Source organism: Nonomuraea endophytica (genome assembly GCF_014203235.1).
Taxonomy (GTDB): Bacteria; Actinomycetota; Actinomycetes; order Streptosporangiales; family Streptosporangiaceae; genus Nonomuraea; species Nonomuraea endophytica.
In genome coordinates this window covers 153,125-168,505 of record NZ_JACHIN010000001.1, presented here as the reverse complement: position 1 = coordinate 168,505, position 15,381 = coordinate 153,125, and the positions used below count along the sequence as shown (strand labels likewise).

Sequence of the window (15,381 nt, the reverse complement as noted above, 5' to 3'; positions counted from 1 at the left end):
GCCGTCTGCATTTTATACGTGAGCGTCTCGCGAGCTATACTTCCGGTGTGGATCTGCTGAGTGACGTGATCGCTTCCATGCGCGTCGGGCGGGCAAACTCGGTCCGGGTCGAGTGGCGCGCCCCCTGGGGCCACGCCTTCCCCGCCGCGGCGGGTTCGGCCGGTTTCCAGGTGGTTCTGCAAGGTTCGTGCTGGCTGCTTCCGCCCGAGGGCGAGCCCATCGCGCTCAGTGTCGGCGACGTCGTCTTCCTCCCACAAGGCCACCCTTACGTGCTGGCCGACTCGCCCGACAGCGCGGTCGCCACGGCCGACTGCGGCGAGGCGGGGCCCGAGCTGTTCGCCTCCGCCGTCATGGGCGGCGACGGCTCCAGCACGGTGCTGCTGGGCGGCGGTTATCGTCTCGACCCCTCCAGGCTCCACCCGGTCCTGCGCTCACTGCCCGAGGTCGTCCACCTGCCGGCCCGCCTCGGCCACCACCCCGAGCTGCGCGCCGCCGTCGACCTGCTCGGCGCCGAGATCGACCGGCCGCGCGCCGGGGCCGACCTGCTCGTCTCCTCGCTGCTCGACATGCTCCTGCTGCTGATCCTGCGCACCTGGTTCGACGGCTCGCACGAGCACTGCAAGGTCGACAACTGGGCGCGGGCGCTGGCCGACCCGTCGATCAGGTCCGCCCTCGACGCCATCCACCGCGACCCCGCCGCGCCGTGGACGGTCGAGTCGCTCGGCCGCGAGGCGGGACTGTCGCGGGCCGCCTTCTCCCGCCGCTTCACGCAGCTCGTCGGTCAGCCGCCGCTCGGCTATCTGACGTGGTGGCGGCTGGGCACCGCCGCCCACCTGCTGCGCGAGAGCGACGCGCCGCTCGGGGAGATCTCCGCGCGGGTCGGCTACGGCTCGGAGTTCGCCTTCGCCAACGCCTTCAAGCGCGAGTACGGCCTGGCCCCCGGCAGGTTCCGCCGCGAGTCGTGCCGGCTGCCGACGATCAGCGCGCTCCCAGATGCGGCAGGCACGGCTCCAGCCCGGTGATCGTGTAGCCCTCCTCCGGCTTCCAGTCCTCGCGGGCCATGCGGAAACGCCTGCTCGGCACCGCCTCGCCCTTGCGGTTGTCGACCTGGACGCCGTCCTCCCGGTAGCCGAGCTTCCTGGTCACGCCGAGCGAGGGCAGATTGTCCTCGAACGCCACCGTCCTGGCCCAGCGCGCGCCCAGCCCCTCGAAGGCCAGGTGCAGCGCGGCCTTGCGCATCTCGGTGCCGATGCCCTGGCCCTGGAAGCGATGGCCCAGCCAGGATCCGGTGACCACCTCGCGGGTGACCGCGAAGTCGACCGCCGCCACTTCCTGTGTGCCGACCACCTGGCCGTCGCGTACCACCACGAAGTTGGCCGTCCAGTCCTCCGGCTTCCAGGTGCCCCAGGACTTGAAGTGGTAGAGCACCGTCGCCTTGGCCCGCTCCTCGGGCTCGGCCTCGGTCCACGGGATGACGAAGGGCATGAATCCCTCCGCGTGCACGCCTTCGGCGGCCCGTTCGGCCAGCTCGTCGAGCTCTTTGAACGACGGCATGTGGAGCTGGAGGTTCGGGGTGGTGATCCGGAGATCGAACAGGGGCCAGTGACGCATGCATGCAGGTTTATGCCAGCTAGACGCCTTGAGGCAACCGAAATACGCGGCCCGGGTCGTAGGTGGCCTTGACCTCGGCCAGCCGGGCGGCGTTCGGGCCGTAGTAGGCCGAGCGCCACGCGCGCAGGTCGGGGTCGACGTAGTTCACGTAGGCGTGGTCGCCCAGGAACGCGCGCATCTCGCCGTGGACGCCGCGCAGCCAGGTGCGGGAGGTGCCGTCGGCGTAGTACTGCACGCTGTAGAGAGCGGCCCGGTGCGGGAAGGCGGTGTCGCGCACGCCCACCCGGCCGATGGCGCCGCCGAACGCGTCCAGCAGGACCGCGTGCTGCCCCGGCCCGGCCACCCAGGCGACCAGCTTGGCGATGCCCGCGGTGGGGAGCTTGCCGTAGGCGAGGTGCGACTTGGCGGAGAACGTCGTGCGCAGCCCCGGCCCGCCGGCCATGATCCGCATCGCCGTCAGGTACGGGACCACCCGTGCCGTGCGGGCCTGCGGCTGCCCGACCTTGGCCACCAGTGCGGCGAGGTGCCGGTTGAGCCCGGTCAGGCCGCCCAGGAAGGTCCCGGCCAGCTGGACGTGGAGGCCGCTACGGTCGCGTACCAGGTGCAGGGACGACCACAGCTCGTCGGGCGCGCCCGGCGCCCAGTCCTGCCAGGCGGCGACCGCTGCGGCCGCCTTCGGCCAGGGCCAGCGCAGGTAGAAGTGGCCGATCTCGCGCGCGGTGTGGGTGCGGAACGTGAACGAGGTGACGACGCCGAAGTTGCCGCCGCCACCGCCGCGGCAGGCCCAGAACAGCGCGGGATGCCGGTTCGCGTCGCAGTCCAGAATCCGCCCGTCGGCGGTGACCACCCGCGCGGACACCAGCCGGTCGCAGGTCAGCCCGTACTTCCTGGACACCGCCCCGATCCCGCCGCCCAGCGCCAGCCCGCCCACGCCGACCGTGGGACAGGAGCCGGCCGGGATGCTCACGCCGTGCCTGGCCAGCTTGGTGTAGACGTCCATGAGCCGGGCGCCGGGCCCGATCGTGGCCAGGCCCGCGCGGTGCGCGACGCCGTCCATCCGCGACAGGTCGACGACGAGGCCGGAGCCGGTGGACCAGCCCGCGTAGGAGTGCCCGCCCGAACGTGCGGTGACCGCGACGCCGGTGCGCCGGGCGAACGCCAGACATTTCGCAACATCTTCCGATGTTTCGCAGTACGCGATGCCGCCTGGGCGGATGCCGTCGAAGGCCGGGTTGAACAGCCGCTTCGACCGGTCGTACGCGGCGTCGCCGGGGCGAACCAGGGTGCCCTTGAGCCCGCGGCGCAGGCCCGCCCAGTCGGGAGGCGCGGTGGAGAGGGACAGGGGGACCAGCGCGGCGGCGCCCAGAAAGTCACGGCGGTTCACAGCTCATGTGACGAGGCACGGGCCCGACGGGTTGGTTACGACTGCATCACCTTCGTGTCAGCGCGGTGACGGCCCCGTGTCAGGACGGTCGGCGAGGGTGGACGCCATGAGCGAATCTCTCCACACCCTCCCGGCGATGCCGGCGGCGCGTCAGCCCGGCTGTCCCTTCGACCCGCCCAAGGAGCTGGTCGAGGCCCGCGACCACGGCCCGATCAGCCGCTTCACCTTCCCCGACGGGCACGAGGGCTGGCTGGTCACCGGCTACGACCTGGTCCGATCCGTCCTGGCGGACTCGCGGTTCAGCTCGCGCAAGGAGCTCATGCGCCACCATCCGCTGATCGACTTCGGCGACGTCGAGGTGCCGCCCGCGCCGCCGGGTGAGTTCCTGCTGATGGACGACCCGCAGCACAGCCGCTACCGCAAGCCACTGGCGGGCAAGTTCACGGTACGGCGCATGCGCCTGCTGACCGAGCGGATCGAGCAGGTCACCGCCGAGCACCTGGACGCCATGGAGAAGGCCGGGCCGTCCACGGACCTGGTGACCGCGTTCGCCAAGCCCATCCCCGCTGTCATGATCTGTGAGCTCCTCGGCGTGCCCTATGCGGACCGGGGTTCTTTCCAGGGGAACGTCGAGAAGTTCATGGACGGTCAGACCCCCGATGACGAGCTGATCGCGGCCTACACGGCGGTGCAGACGTATCTCGCCGAGCTGGTGGCGGCCAAGCGGGCCAACCCGACCGACGACGTGCTCAGCGATCTTCTCGACGGTGATCTGACCGACGAGGAGCTGCGGGGGGTCAGCCTGATCCTGCTGGCGGCGGGGCTGGACACGACCGCGAACATGCTCGCGCTGGGCACGTTCGCGCTGCTGCGGAATCCTGCGCAGCTGGCCGCTCTGCGCGCCGACCCTTCGCTCACCGAGCGGGCCGTGGAGGAGCTGCTGCGGTATCTGACCGTGGCCAAGTCGTCCATGCGGACGGCGCTGGAGGACGTCGAGCTGGGCGGGCACACCATCCCGGCGGGTTCGGCGATGATCCTGTCGTACCACACGGCCAATCGCGACCCGGAGCGGTTCTCCGACCCGCACCTGCTTGACCTGCGCAGGCAGGACGGCGGGCATCTGGCCTTCGGGCACGGTATTCACCAGTGCCTGGGGCAGCAGCTGGCCAGGATCGAGATGCAGGTCGCCTTCGCCGCGCTGATCCAGCGCTTCCCGACGCTGCGGCTGGCCGTACCGGCTGAAGAAGTTGATCTGCGGCCGGAGACGGCCGACATCTTCGGGGTCAACAGCCTTCCGGTCACCTGGGACGTGTGACCCGCAGGTCCTGGTAGCGACGTGCGCGGCGGCCGGTCATCCCGGCCGTCGCGCATTTTTGCCGCCCCGATCTGGGGTAACACCTGGATAACGTCCCATCTACACGTGTTGCCAATCCCGGAAAGGCGGACGAATACTGCGAAATCAACACGAGTTGATTCAACCGAAGGGCGAACCCGCAGTGGTCACACGCCGTGATGTGGCACGACTGGCCGGCACCTCAGAGGCCGTCGTCAGCTACGTGCTCAACAACGGGCCGCGCAACGTCGCCCCCCATACCCGCGAACGGATCCTGCGCGCGATCGACGAGCTCGGCTACCGGCCGAACGTCGTGGCCAGGTCGCTGCGCACCAGCCGTACCCACACGATCGGGCTCGTCGTCCCCGACAACGCCAACCCGTTCTTCGCCGAGCTGGCCCGCGAGATCGAGGACGTCGCGTTCGAGCACGGCCTGACGCTGCTGCTCGGCAACGCCATGGACGACGACGAGCGCGAGGCCGCGTACGTGCGGACCCTGATCGACCGGCAGGTCGACGGCCTGATCCTCATCCCCGCCCACGGCCCGCGCGCCTGGCGGTCCCTGCTGGCCGCCTCCCGGGTGCCCTGCATCGTGCTGGACCGCGAGCTCGACGACACTCCCGCCAGCCACCTGCTGCTCGACAACGAGGGCGGCGCCCACGAGGCCACCAGCCACCTGCTCGGCCACGGCCAGCGGCGCATCGGCTGCGTGGCCGGTCCCAAGGACATCCACCCCACCGTCGACCGCGTCGCCGGGTGGGCGCGGGCGCTCACCGAGGCGGGGCTCGATCCGTCGCGAATGCCGCTCGCGCACGGGCCGTTCGGACGGCGGCAGGGCTACCTGAGCGGGCGCGAGCTGCTGTCCCAGGAGGACCGGCCCACGGCGCTGTTCGTGACCAGCGACGAGCAGGCCATCGGCGTGATGCGCGCGGCGGCCGAGCTGGGGCTGACCGTCCCGGGTGACGTCGCCCTGTGCTCCTTCGACGGGATCGCCGCCTCGTCGTACACCGTGCCCGCCCTGACGACCATGCGGCAGCCGATCGAGGAGCTCGGCCGGCGCGCCGTCGAGCTGCTCGCCGCCAAGATCGGCGGCGAGGTCACGCCGGGGGAGCGGGTGGTGCTGGAGGCGACGCTGATCCGGCGCGGGTCCTGCGGCTGTCCCGACCCGGTGGGCGGAGTGGACGATGGCTGAGCCCCTGGAGAGCATCCGGTACGGCGAGCCGGCCGGGAGGGCGCCACATGCGCCCTGACGGACTCTGGCACCCGCGCCTGCTGCAGATCCTTTCGGCGGCCGGGCACACCGACCTGATCGTGGTGGCCGATCCCGGCCTGCCCGTGCCGCCCGGCGTCGAGACGGTGGACCTCGTCTGGCGCAGGGGCGAGCCGGCCTTCCTCCCCGTCCTGCGCGAGGTGCTCGCCGAACTCGTCGTCGAGACCGCCTACATCGCCGAGGAGTCGCCCGACGGCTTCCTCGACGGCGTCCTGACCCGGCCAGAACGTATCCCGCACACCCAGCTCAAAGGGCTTGCCGCCCAGGCCCGCGCGGTCGTCAGGACCGGCGAGGCCACGCCGTACAGCAACGTCGTGCTCCAAGCGGGCGTTCCCTTCTGAAGGAGACACCAGATGAACAAGAAGATCGTCGTTGTGGCCGGTCTGGCCCTCGCGCTCGCCGCGTGCGGCAAGGAGGGCGGCGGCACGACCGGTGGAGAGAGCGCCGCCGCGCCCAAGCCCGGTGAGAAGCCGGGCGTGTGCTTGGTGATGAAGTCGCTGGCCAACGAGTTCTTCCAGCAGATGCAGAAGGGCGCGGAAGAGCATGCGGCCAAGCGCGGCGACCTCACGCTGAGCGTCGTCGGCATCCAGAACGAGACCGACATCGACAACCAGGTCGCCGCGATCGAGAAGTGCGTGACACAGCAGGCCAAGGCGATCGTCATCGCCCCGGCCGACTCGCGCGCGCTGGTCGCCCCGCTCAAGCGCGCCGTCGACTCCGGCGTGAAGGTCGTCAACATCGACGTCCAGCTTGAGGAAGGCGCGATGAAGTCGGCCGGGATCGCGGACAAGGTGCCGTTCGTCGGCCCTGACAACCGCGAAGGCGCCAAGCAGTCCGGCCTGGAGCTGGTCAAGGCCGTCGGCAAGGACGCCGAGGTGGTCATCCTGGAGGGCAACCCGGGCGCGGCCAACGCCACCCAGCGCAAGGCCGGGTTCGAGGACGCGATCAAGGAGGGCGGCCTCAAACTGGTCGACTCCAAGACCGCCCACTGGGAGACGAACGAGGCCCACACCGTCTTCGGCAACATGCTCACCGCCCACCCGAACATCAAGGGTGTGCTGGCCGCCAACGACAACATGGCGCTCGGCGCGCTCAAGGCCATCGAGGAGCAGGGCAAGAAGGAGCAGATCAAGGTCGCCGCGTTCGACAACATCCCGGCCATCGCCTCCTACGTCAGGAGCGGCGCGGTCGTCTCGACCCTCGACCAGTACGGCGCGCAGCAGGCCGCCAACGGCATCGACTACGCGATGAAGATGATCGCGGGCGAGAACATCAGCGGCTGGCAGAAGACCGAGATCAAGCTCATCACCAAGGACAACGTCGGATGATGCGGGTCACCGGCCTCGTCAAGCGCTTCCCCGGCGTGGTGGCGCTGGACGGCGTCGACCTGGACATCCGGGCCGGCGAGATCCACGCCCTGGTCGGCGAGAACGGCGCCGGCAAGTCCACGCTGGTCAAGGCGCTGGCCGGGATCCACCCGCCGGACGGCGGCTCGATGACGCTGGACGGCCGGCCGTACAAGCCGGGCAGCGCCGCCGACGGGCTGGCGGCGGGCATCTCGGTCGTTCATCAGGAGCTGGCGCTGCTGCCGTACCTCACCGTGGCCGAGAACCTCTTCCTGCGCGCGCTCCCGCGCAAGGCCGGAGTGGTCGACCGGCGGCGGCTGCGCACGGACGCGGCGGCGTTGCTGGCCGAGATCGGGCTGGACGTCGCGCCCGACACCCCCGTCGAACGGCTCGGCATCGCGCAGATGCAGCTCGTGGAGATCGCCAAGGCGATCTCCACCGAGGCCAGGCTCCTGATCATGGACGAGCCGACCGCGACGCTCACCTCGCGCGAGTCCGGGCGGCTGTTCGGCATCCTGCGCGGGCTGCGCGAGCGCGGCGTCGCGATCGTCTACATCTCGCACCACCTGCAGGAGGTGCTGGAGCTGGCCGATCGGGTGACCGTGCTACGGAACGGCCGCAGCGTCGTCAGCCGTCCCATGGCCGGTGTCACCGCGCCCGACCTGGTGCGGGCGATGGTGGGGCGGGATCTGGCCCAGGAATATCCGCCGCTGCCGGAGCGGGCGGCGGGCGAGGAGATGCTCAAGGTCACGGGGCTGCGGGTGAGCGGCTTCGACGGGCCGTTGTCGTTCTCGGTGCGGGCAGGGGAGGTGGTGGGGTTCGCCGGGCTGGTGGGGGCGGGCCGTACCGAGGCGATGCGCGCGATCTTCGGCGCGGACACGGCCTTGGCCGGAACCATCGAGCTTCACGGGCGTAAAGTCCGAGTCCGGCACCCCAAGGACGCCGTGCGGCACGGCATCAGCCTGCTCACCGAGGACCGCAAGTCACAGGGCCTCGTCCTGGACCTGCCCATCAGCGCCAACGTCACCCTGGCCAAGCTGCGCGGCGCCCTGCTGTCCTTCAAGCGGGAACGCGCCCTCGCCCAGCAGTACGGCAGCCGCCTGCACCTGCGCTCGGCCGGAGTCTCCCAGCACGTGCGCACGCTGTCCGGCGGCAATCAGCAGAAGGTCGTCCTGGCCAAATGGCTCAACGCCGGATCCGACGTGCTCATCGTCGACGAACCCACCCGAGGCATCGACGTAGGCGCCAAATACGAGATCCACGAGCTCCTGCTCGGCCTGGCCGCCGAGGGCAAAGCCCTGCTCGTCGTCTCCTCCGACCTGCCCGAGCTGATGGGCATCTGCGACCGCATCCTCGTCTTCTCCCGCGGCAAGATCGCCGGAGAGGTGGCCAGAGCCGACTTCGACGCCGAGCACATCCTCACGCTGGCCTACTCCGGCTACCTCAAGAACGGTGAAAAACCATGATCAAACGGCTCGTCCTCGGCGAGGCGGGCATCGGTGTCGCCCTGGTGGTGCTCGCGGGATTCTTCGTCCTGGCCGCCCCGAACTTCGCCACCGAGCAGAACCTCCGCAACATCATGACCCAGATCACGCTGAACACCGTGCTGGCCGTCGGCATGACGTTCGTGATCCTGGTGGGCGGCATCGACCTGTCGGTGGGCTCGTCGATGGCGCTGTGCGCCGTCGTCTCCGGCACCATGATGGCCGGATCCTCATCCCCCGCGACCCTGATCGGCGCGATCCTGGTCAGCGTGCTCGTCGGCGGAGTCGTCGGCTGGCTGAACGGCTTCATCTCCGAACAGTGGCGGGTCCCGTCGTTCATCGTGACCCTGGCCATGCTCAACATCGCCCGCGGCGCGGCCGAGCGCTACACCGACGCCGCCACCATCTACAACCTCCCCGCCGCCCTGAACGACTTCGGCACCCTCACCCTGATCGGCATCCCCGCCGTGTTCTGGGTGGCCGTGCTGCTGGCCGGAGCCGGGTGGTTCGTGCTGTCCAGGACGGTGTTCGGGCGCCTCATCTACGCTACGGGCAACAACGAGGAAGCCGTACGCCTGTCCGGGCACAAGACGTCCCGCATCAAGATCGCGGCCTTTGTCATCGCCGGGTTCACCGTCGGCATCGCGGCGATCCTCTACATGGCCCGCCTGAACATCGCCAGCCCGATCCTTGGCCAGGGCTACGAGCTGAACGCTATCGCGGCCGTGGTGATCGGCGGGGCTTCGCTGATGGGCGGGCGCGGTTCCATGGTCGGCACCTTCTTGGGCGCCTGTCTGCTGGGTGTCCTCACTAACGGGCTGTTGCTGATGGGGGTGTCCGACTTCGAACGCCAGATCATTACTGGGCTGGTCATTCTGGTGGCTGTGGTTCTGGACGCTTACCGGTTGAGGTTGGCCCGCAAACTCGCTGTCACTCAACCTGCGCAGCCTGCCGCTCCCAATCCGGTGGCGTCCTGACCTCGACCTGGTTGTTGGGTTAGTCCCGCTAGCCTGCCTTCCGGCCCCGGGCATCTGGTTGACGTCCGGGGCTTGGCCTATCGGCTCCGCCGGTAGATCGCCTGTTGTCATGCGGTGCCCACCCGTCCGGCCAGCTTTTCTGGGCACCGCGCCGGTTTGGCGTCACCTGGCCGACCAGGCAGAGGAGGAATCTGCTACCAGCGGCAAAGGTAAAACCTACGGCGACTTTGACCTTCCCGCTGTGCCCGACGTAGGCGCGGTTTGAGGATGAGGGAATGCGCAGAGCTCGCTCCCACTGGGTGCTACCGGTCGCGTTCGGCATCATCGGCGCAGCGGGTGCCGCCTTGGCTGGTGCGTTGGCGGAGGGCACTCCTGCCGCCGGCGTAACGGCGGTGGTTGGGGGAACGGTCGCAGCGGTTGCGGGCTTGGTACTGGATCGCGGCTGGGAGAGGCGGGAAGCAAAGAAGACGCAGGAACGCGAGGACGAGGCTCAACGTGAGCGGGCGCGCGCAGGTCTGCGCGCGACCCAGGAGCCGATGGCCTCTGAAGTGAGTTTGACGGGGTTGCAATCCGGTGCCCGGGATCGATCACACACTGCGCCGGTTGGGGGTGGGCGTGATCGGGCCGACCACCCAACCGGGCAACGGGTGGGAATCTCAAAGCAAGGCAGCCCGAGCGGAGCGAGGCCCTACAGGGGTCGGGCCTCGGCCCGACTGGGAGTGCGCGCGGAGCGTAGCGGAGCACCTTGCATCGGGGCGGGCTCCAACTGCCCAACCACTTGGCCGGGCAACGGGTGGGCCCAGAGTAAGACAGCCCGAGCGCAGCGAGGTCCGAGCTTTTCAGGCTAGGCGGAGGGCAAGGGCGGGGCACATGCCTACTGCTCGTTTGGCCTCCTTCAGCATCCATTCCGGCACTGGCCGGAAGCTTGGGTAGCCGAAATCGTCGAGTTCCACGAACTCGGGGAGTAGGTGGGCGCACAGGCCGTGGCCCTGGCAGCGGGTCCAGTCGACGCCCAGCCTGTACTCCGGTTCCGCCACCTCCTCGGGCAAGGGCAGGACGCCGCGCACCGGGCGGCCGCAGCTTCCTCCGTCCTGGTGGGCCGCGATGTCGTCGGCGAACACGTCCAGTGCCGACAGGATGAACCGCGCGGTCCCGTCCGGGTGGAAGCAGGCGCCGCGTCTCTCGATCGCGCGTACGGCCCGCCGTACCGCATCGGGGGACCCCGACCCCCCCGCCAGCGAGCCCAGCGCCCGGGCGACGTCCGGCAGCCCTAGCCGGCACGGACCGCACTGACCCGACGACTGCGCCGACAGGTACGACGCCACCCGCGCGGCTTCCCCGAGCGGGCAGGTGGCGGTGCCGATGGGGACGACGATCCCGGCCCCGAGTTCTCCTCCGGCCAGTTTCATGCCCTCGCGGGAGATGGTGGCGGCCGCGGCGGCCGCGGGGTCTAACCAGGCTCCGTGGTAGCCGCCGACGAGCACGCCGTCGCCGGGTTCCGCGTCGCACAGGTCCAGTACGGTCGCCAGCGGCATGCCCGCCGCCACCTCGACGACCGACTCGGACGCGGCGCCGCCGCTCACGGTGAGCAGCAGGGTGCCGGGTTCGCGGGAGGTTCCGGCGTCGGCGTAGCCTTCGGTGCCGAGCTCGGCCAGTACGGCGACCTGCGCGTACGTCTCGGCGTTGGACAGCAGTGTCGGCAGCCCGTTGACGCCGGAGCTGCTGGCCCGCTTCTTGCGTCCGGGTGGCGTCGCTTCGAGCCCGTTGACCCCGCGCACCAGCGCGCCGCCCTCACCGGACACGAACCGTTCCGGCAGCCCGACGACGCGGATGCGCAGGTGGCTCTCTTCGGCGCCGGCGACGGCGGCGGCCTTGCGTTCGGCCACCGCCGCCGCCATGGACCCTTCGGCCACCTCGCCCTCGACGGTGGCGATGACCACCTCGCGGGCGTGGAGCGCCTCGGCGGCGAGCACCGCGCCGTCGAGCACCAGGTGGGGCGTGCGGACGAGGAGCATGGCGTCCTTGGAGCTGGCCGGCTCGCCTTCGACGGCGTTGACCAGCACGACGCTCTCGCGCGCGCCGGCCGCCTCGGCGACGGCCCGCATCTTGCGGGCGAACGGGAAGGCCGCCCCGCCGCGCCCCCTCAGGTCGACCTCCTCGACCTGGGCGAGGAGGTTCTCGAGGTCGCGTGGGGCTGGTGTGCCGTGGACGGTGCGGTGGGCGGGCAGGTCGAGCCGCCGGCAGTGGTCGAGGCCGGCGGTGAGCCTGGCGGGGCCGAGCCGCTGAACGCGCGGCACCCTGTGCGGAATCATCGGTGGGACTCCTTTCTCAGCCCGCCGCCCGGAACTTCCGGCGAGCGGCGTCGAGGCTGACGGGCGCCTCGGTGACCTTGGGTTCGGTGCGCGTCTGCGGCACCGCTTCCGGCGTCTCCACCGGTTCTGGTACGGCCGGCGGCCGCACCATCGTGGCCACGACCCGTACCAGCAGAGCCGCGCCCACGGCCGCGAGACAGGCCACGTACGACCAGCTCACCCATGCCGATGGCGCCCGCCCGGCGGTCAGCCCGTGCAGGACGGCGACCGGCCAGGCCAGGTACGCGCAGGCGTGCAGCGAGCGCCAGATCCAGGGCTGCGGCGAGCCGGCGAACATGCCGCGCAGCAGCCCGCTGGTGGCGGAGATGACGAGGAGCCCGGCCGCGATCGCGCCCAGTACCGGCGGCCGTTCGATCTTCAACGCCACGTGCACTGCCAGTGCCCCCATCCCGGCCATGGCCACGATCCGGTGGGCGAACTGGGCGTACACGCGGTGGCGGGCGGACAGGAAGACCCGTTCGGTGGCGATGAGGCCGAGGGCCACGGTCGCGGTCAGCGTCACCAGAGCGATCACGCCTACGTAGAAATCGAGGAAGCCCAGCAGTTCCAGCCCGCGTGGCGATCTGGCCAGCGCGTAGCCGGACAGCAGCAGTGCGGTGATCCCGGCGGTGAGGCCGAGGCGGACCGGTCGCGTGTCCAGCTTGGACGGCGCGTGCCGGGGATTTCGTCGGTGGAGCATGCGTTCCTCCCAGGGTCGGTTGAGGGTGCGACTCGGGGGAGCGCCGTCGCCGGGGGCGCCTAGCAGCGGCGCCCGCGGTTGATGCAGTTGACGGCGAAGGCCATCAGCCGGTCCGGCATCACGTTGGCGAAGTCGGCGTGGTCGGTGACCGGGTTGTGCTTCTGTTCGGGGAAGGCGTCGAGGGCGTAGGAGGCGCCCTGCGGGACGGTGTAGGTCAGGACCATCCGGAGCTGGGGTACGGCCCGGGTGCCCTGGGGGCATCTGCCCTGGCTGGGGAAGACCACGTGGGTGCGGTGGTTGGCGCTGTCGGTGTTCTGCCCGTCCCAGCAGCTGGGGAAGTCCAGGACGCGGACGACCTGGCTGAAGCGCGGGCACAGCGGGTACTGGGTGGTGATCCGGTTGGTGAAGCCGGTGCAGGTCCATTGGGCCCGCGCGTTGGCGCCGCCGTTCGTGGCGGCCTTGGCGTCACCGGTGATCAGCCTGAGGAACCTCGGCATGGCGACGACCCGGCTGTTGGACGCCGCGCGGAACTGCAGCGTGACCGAGCGGGGGCGCAGCACGCGGCCGACGTTTCCGTCCGGGTCGCTGGTGTTGTCGTCGACCTTGCGGTCTCGGAGCACCGGCCAGAAATATGTGGATTTGTCGCCCAGGCGGCAGGTGGTGCCGGCGGCGGCGAGGCTCTGGTCGGTGGAGAAGGCGTCCGTGGACAGGTTGCCCACGTAGTCGTGCAGGTGGTGGGCGCCGTTGCGGACACCCGGCGCGACGATGAAGTTGTCGGGGTTGTTGTGGCCGTTGCCGTTGGTGCCGCACGCGGACACGAACGAGCCCCTGGCCTGCAGGAGGTTGCCGCGCGAGTTCGGCCGCACCCGCCTGATATCGATGAAGTCCTCCACGAACGGTCCCAGGTCGGCGCACTCCTCCTCGGCGCTGTCACTTTCGCTGGGGGAGGGCGACGGCGAGGGGTCCTGACTCGGGTCCTGGCTGGGGTCCTGCGACGGGTCCTGACTCGGGTCCTGGCTGGGGTCCTGGCTGGGGTTCTGTGACGGGGTGCGGGTGGGCGCCCTGCTGGGTTCCCGCGATCGGGTACGGCTGTCCGCCTGCTCGGGATCCGGAGACAGGATGCCGCCACCCGCGCCGAAGTCGTCCTGCTGGTCCTGGTTGCCCTGAGGGTCGCCTTGAGGGTTGCCCTGCTGGTTCTGGTCGCCTTGCTGGTCGAGCTGGGGGTTGTCCTGCTGGTTCTGGTCGTCCGGGTTCTGCCGGTCGGCCTGGCGGTTCTGGGACTGCTGGCGGCCCTGCTCGGCCGGATCGCAGTGGTCGGCCCGCGCGGGGACCACGCCGATGACGGCCGCGGACACCAGCCCGCCGGCCACCAGGGCCAGCGCGGACACGACCGCGGCCACAGGTTTGGATCTGCTCATCGCATCTCTCCTTGGGTTAGCGCGGTGCCTGAGGTTCGGGCAGGTCGGAGTAGTTGACCAGGCCGATCGACTCCAGCAGCGTCATGTGCCTGAGCACCGCGGCGTTCGCCTTGGCGGCGAACTTCCTGACCTCGTCGTTGCGCGTTCCCGCCCGGACGGCCGCCACGACCGCGAAGACCTTCCCGTGCGCCTGGCGCAGCAGGTTGGTGTACTCGCGGTCGTAGTCGGCGGCCGAGGCGGCGGAGATCTGCGCCATCCAGGTCTGCTGGTCGGCCGAGGCGGTGCTGGGCAGCGCGACGTCGAGCTCCGCTGCCACGGCTCTGACCTCGACGTCGAGTTTGAGGTGGTCTTCGATGATGTGCCCGGCGACCTCCTTGAGCCGGGCGCTCTGGCCGCGTTGCTGGGCCTGCTGGCTGGTGGGGATCTCCCAGAGTCCGGCCTGCCGTACCTTGATCAGAAGATCGCGGTCGGCCGGCCCGAGCGGGCCCGAGTCCGTCATCGTCCAGCCCGCCTGCGCTGTTGTGCTGCCGGGAGGCAGCACCAGCAGGACCGTCACCACGGCCGCCACGGCGAACGAGCCGAGCATGAAGAACTCTCCCGCCCCCAAACGGCGGCGAAACCTACGCATGGTCGGGGATACGCGGGTTTGCGGGGGGCGGTTCACCTCTTGGGGCGAGATAGTCAGAAATGACTGGAGTTATCGGAGTGACTACCGAAGTGGTAACGAAGGTGTAAAGATGTGGGCCGTGCTAGCTCACTTCGACGGTACAGACGCCGACGAGGAGCATCGCATCTTGGTGCTCTACCAGGAGTTTCGCGGCCCGCTTCTGCGTCACGTGCGCAAGGCGACCGGAAACGACCTCCAATGGGCGGAGGACGTCGTCCAGGAGACGATCGTCCGCGCCTGGCGGAATTCGGCGAGACTGCAATGGGAACCCAGCCTCATCTGGGCGTGGCTGCTGACAGTGGCCCGCCGTATCGTGATCGACGGGCGCCGCCGCCGCAGCGCCCGGCCGCAGGAGGTAGAACCCCCGGAGGTGGATACCGTCGCCGTGCCCGACGCCTCCGATCGCGCGCTGTCGGCGATCGTCGTCGCGGACGCGCTGCGCGCTCTGTCGGACGAACACCGCGAAGTCATTGAACAGACCTACCTACGGGATCGTACGATAAGTGAAGCGGCGGAGATTCTGGGGATCCCGCCCGGCACTGTCAAGTCCCGTCTCTACTACGGGATCAGGGCACTGCGCGAACTTCTGCGTGAGAAGGGGGCAGCTGGCTGATGCACCACGAGGTGGCGGCTTATGTCCTCGGTGTCCTGGACGAAGAGGAGCATGAGGCGTTCGAGCGCCACCTCGACGCGTGCCAAGACTGTCAGGTGCAGCTCAGGGAGCTGAGTGAGGTTCCCGAGCTGCTGGACGAACTGAAGCATTCCCCCACCGCCTCGGAAGACTCACATTGACGTAGGGGTTCCTTTTGAGGTGGTATCGGTACGGCCGGTAGAAGTTGG

At 70.0% G+C, this 15,381-nt stretch carries 15 protein-coding genes; 9 read left to right on the top strand and 6 right to left on the bottom strand.

Annotated features, from left to right (window positions below; translation table 11 throughout):
* The first annotated feature begins 47 nt into the window (after positions 1-47).
* Complete coding sequence (locus HNR40_RS00730) at positions 48-1,022, top strand: AraC family transcriptional regulator (protein WP_184957702.1); 975 nt, start codon at positions 48-50, stop codon at positions 1,020-1,022.
* On the opposite strand, the gene HNR40_RS00725 is transcribed toward HNR40_RS00730, so the two are convergent.
* Together HNR40_RS00725 and HNR40_RS00720 are read right to left on the bottom strand one after the other, a co-directional pair.
* Positions 979-1,611 (bottom strand): GNAT family N-acetyltransferase, encoded by a 633-nt coding sequence (locus tag HNR40_RS00725; RefSeq protein ID WP_184957701.1) that lies wholly within the window; start codon positions 1,609-1,611, stop codon positions 979-981. The two genes, HNR40_RS00730 and HNR40_RS00725, sit on opposite strands and share 44 nt — an antisense overlap.
* Before the next feature lie 19 nt (positions 1,612-1,630).
* Positions 1,631-2,995 (bottom strand): FAD-binding oxidoreductase, encoded by a 1,365-nt coding sequence (locus HNR40_RS00720; RefSeq protein ID WP_184957700.1) that lies wholly within the window; start codon positions 2,993-2,995, stop codon positions 1,631-1,633.
* Positions 2,996-3,101: 106 nt separating this feature from the next.
* Between HNR40_RS00720 and HNR40_RS00715 the strand changes: the two genes are divergently transcribed.
* The 6 genes from HNR40_RS00715 to HNR40_RS00690 all read left to right on the top strand — a co-directional run bounded on the left by HNR40_RS00715 (position 3,102) and on the right by HNR40_RS00690 (position 9,405).
* Positions 3,102-4,310 (top strand): cytochrome P450, encoded by a 1,209-nt coding sequence (locus tag HNR40_RS00715; protein ID WP_184957699.1) that lies wholly within the window; start codon positions 3,102-3,104, stop codon positions 4,308-4,310.
* Positions 4,311-4,509: 199 nt separating this feature from the next.
* Positions 4,510-5,520: a LacI family DNA-binding transcriptional regulator gene (locus HNR40_RS00710; protein ID WP_221339869.1), complete on the top strand. Its 1,011-nt coding sequence runs from the start codon at positions 4,510-4,512 to the stop codon at positions 5,518-5,520.
* A 47-nt stretch (positions 5,521-5,567) separates the two neighbouring features.
* A complete protein-coding gene (rbsD, locus tag HNR40_RS00705; protein WP_184957697.1) occupies positions 5,568-5,939 on the top strand; it encodes a D-ribose pyranase in 372 nt (123 codons plus the stop codon).
* 12 nt (positions 5,940-5,951) lie between these two features.
* Positions 5,952-6,926: a sugar ABC transporter substrate-binding protein gene (locus tag HNR40_RS00700; RefSeq protein ID WP_184957696.1), complete on the top strand. Its 975-nt coding sequence runs from the start codon at positions 5,952-5,954 to the stop codon at positions 6,924-6,926.
* Entirely contained in the window at positions 6,923-8,410 is a 1,488-nt protein-coding gene (locus tag HNR40_RS00695) for a sugar ABC transporter ATP-binding protein (RefSeq protein ID WP_184957695.1), read from the top strand. Before HNR40_RS00700 ends, HNR40_RS00695 begins: the two co-directional genes overlap by 4 nt.
* Positions 8,407-9,405, top strand: a complete 999-nt coding sequence (locus tag HNR40_RS00690; protein ID WP_184957694.1) for an ABC transporter permease — start codon at positions 8,407-8,409, stop codon at positions 9,403-9,405. The genes HNR40_RS00695 and HNR40_RS00690 overlap by 4 nt, the downstream gene beginning before the upstream one ends.
* Positions 9,406-10,244: 839 nt before the next feature.
* On the opposite strand, the gene HNR40_RS00685 is transcribed toward HNR40_RS00690, so the two are convergent.
* From HNR40_RS00685 to HNR40_RS00670, 4 genes are read right to left on the bottom strand one after another with little or no spacing between them, the layout of a single operon-like run.
* A complete protein-coding gene (locus tag HNR40_RS00685) occupies positions 10,245-11,717 on the bottom strand; it encodes an NADH-quinone oxidoreductase subunit NuoF family protein (RefSeq protein WP_184957693.1) in 1,473 nt (490 codons plus the stop codon).
* A 16-nt stretch (positions 11,718-11,733) separates the two neighbouring features.
* Positions 11,734-12,456: a ferric reductase-like transmembrane domain-containing protein gene (locus HNR40_RS00680; RefSeq protein ID WP_184957692.1), complete on the bottom strand. Its 723-nt coding sequence runs from the start codon at positions 12,454-12,456 to the stop codon at positions 11,734-11,736.
* 59 nt (positions 12,457-12,515) lie between these two features.
* Positions 12,516-13,874, bottom strand: coding sequence for a DUF1996 domain-containing protein (locus HNR40_RS00675; protein WP_184957691.1), 1,359 nt, complete (start codon positions 13,872-13,874; stop codon positions 12,516-12,518).
* Positions 13,875-13,890: 16 nt separating this feature from the next.
* Positions 13,891-14,502, bottom strand: a complete 612-nt coding sequence (locus HNR40_RS00670; protein WP_184957690.1) for a DUF4142 domain-containing protein — start codon at positions 14,500-14,502, stop codon at positions 13,891-13,893.
* A gap of 109 nt (positions 14,503-14,611) precedes the next feature.
* On the opposite strand from HNR40_RS00670, the gene HNR40_RS00665 reads away from it, so the two are divergent.
* Positions 14,612-15,154 (top strand): sigma-70 family RNA polymerase sigma factor, encoded by a 543-nt coding sequence (locus HNR40_RS00665; protein WP_184957689.1) that lies wholly within the window; start codon positions 14,612-14,614, stop codon positions 15,152-15,154.
* Positions 15,154-15,333 (top strand): zf-HC2 domain-containing protein, encoded by a 180-nt coding sequence (locus tag HNR40_RS00660; RefSeq protein WP_184957688.1) that lies wholly within the window; start codon positions 15,154-15,156, stop codon positions 15,331-15,333. Before HNR40_RS00665 ends, HNR40_RS00660 begins: the two co-directional genes overlap by 1 nt.
* Positions 15,334-15,381: the final 48 nt, after the last annotated feature.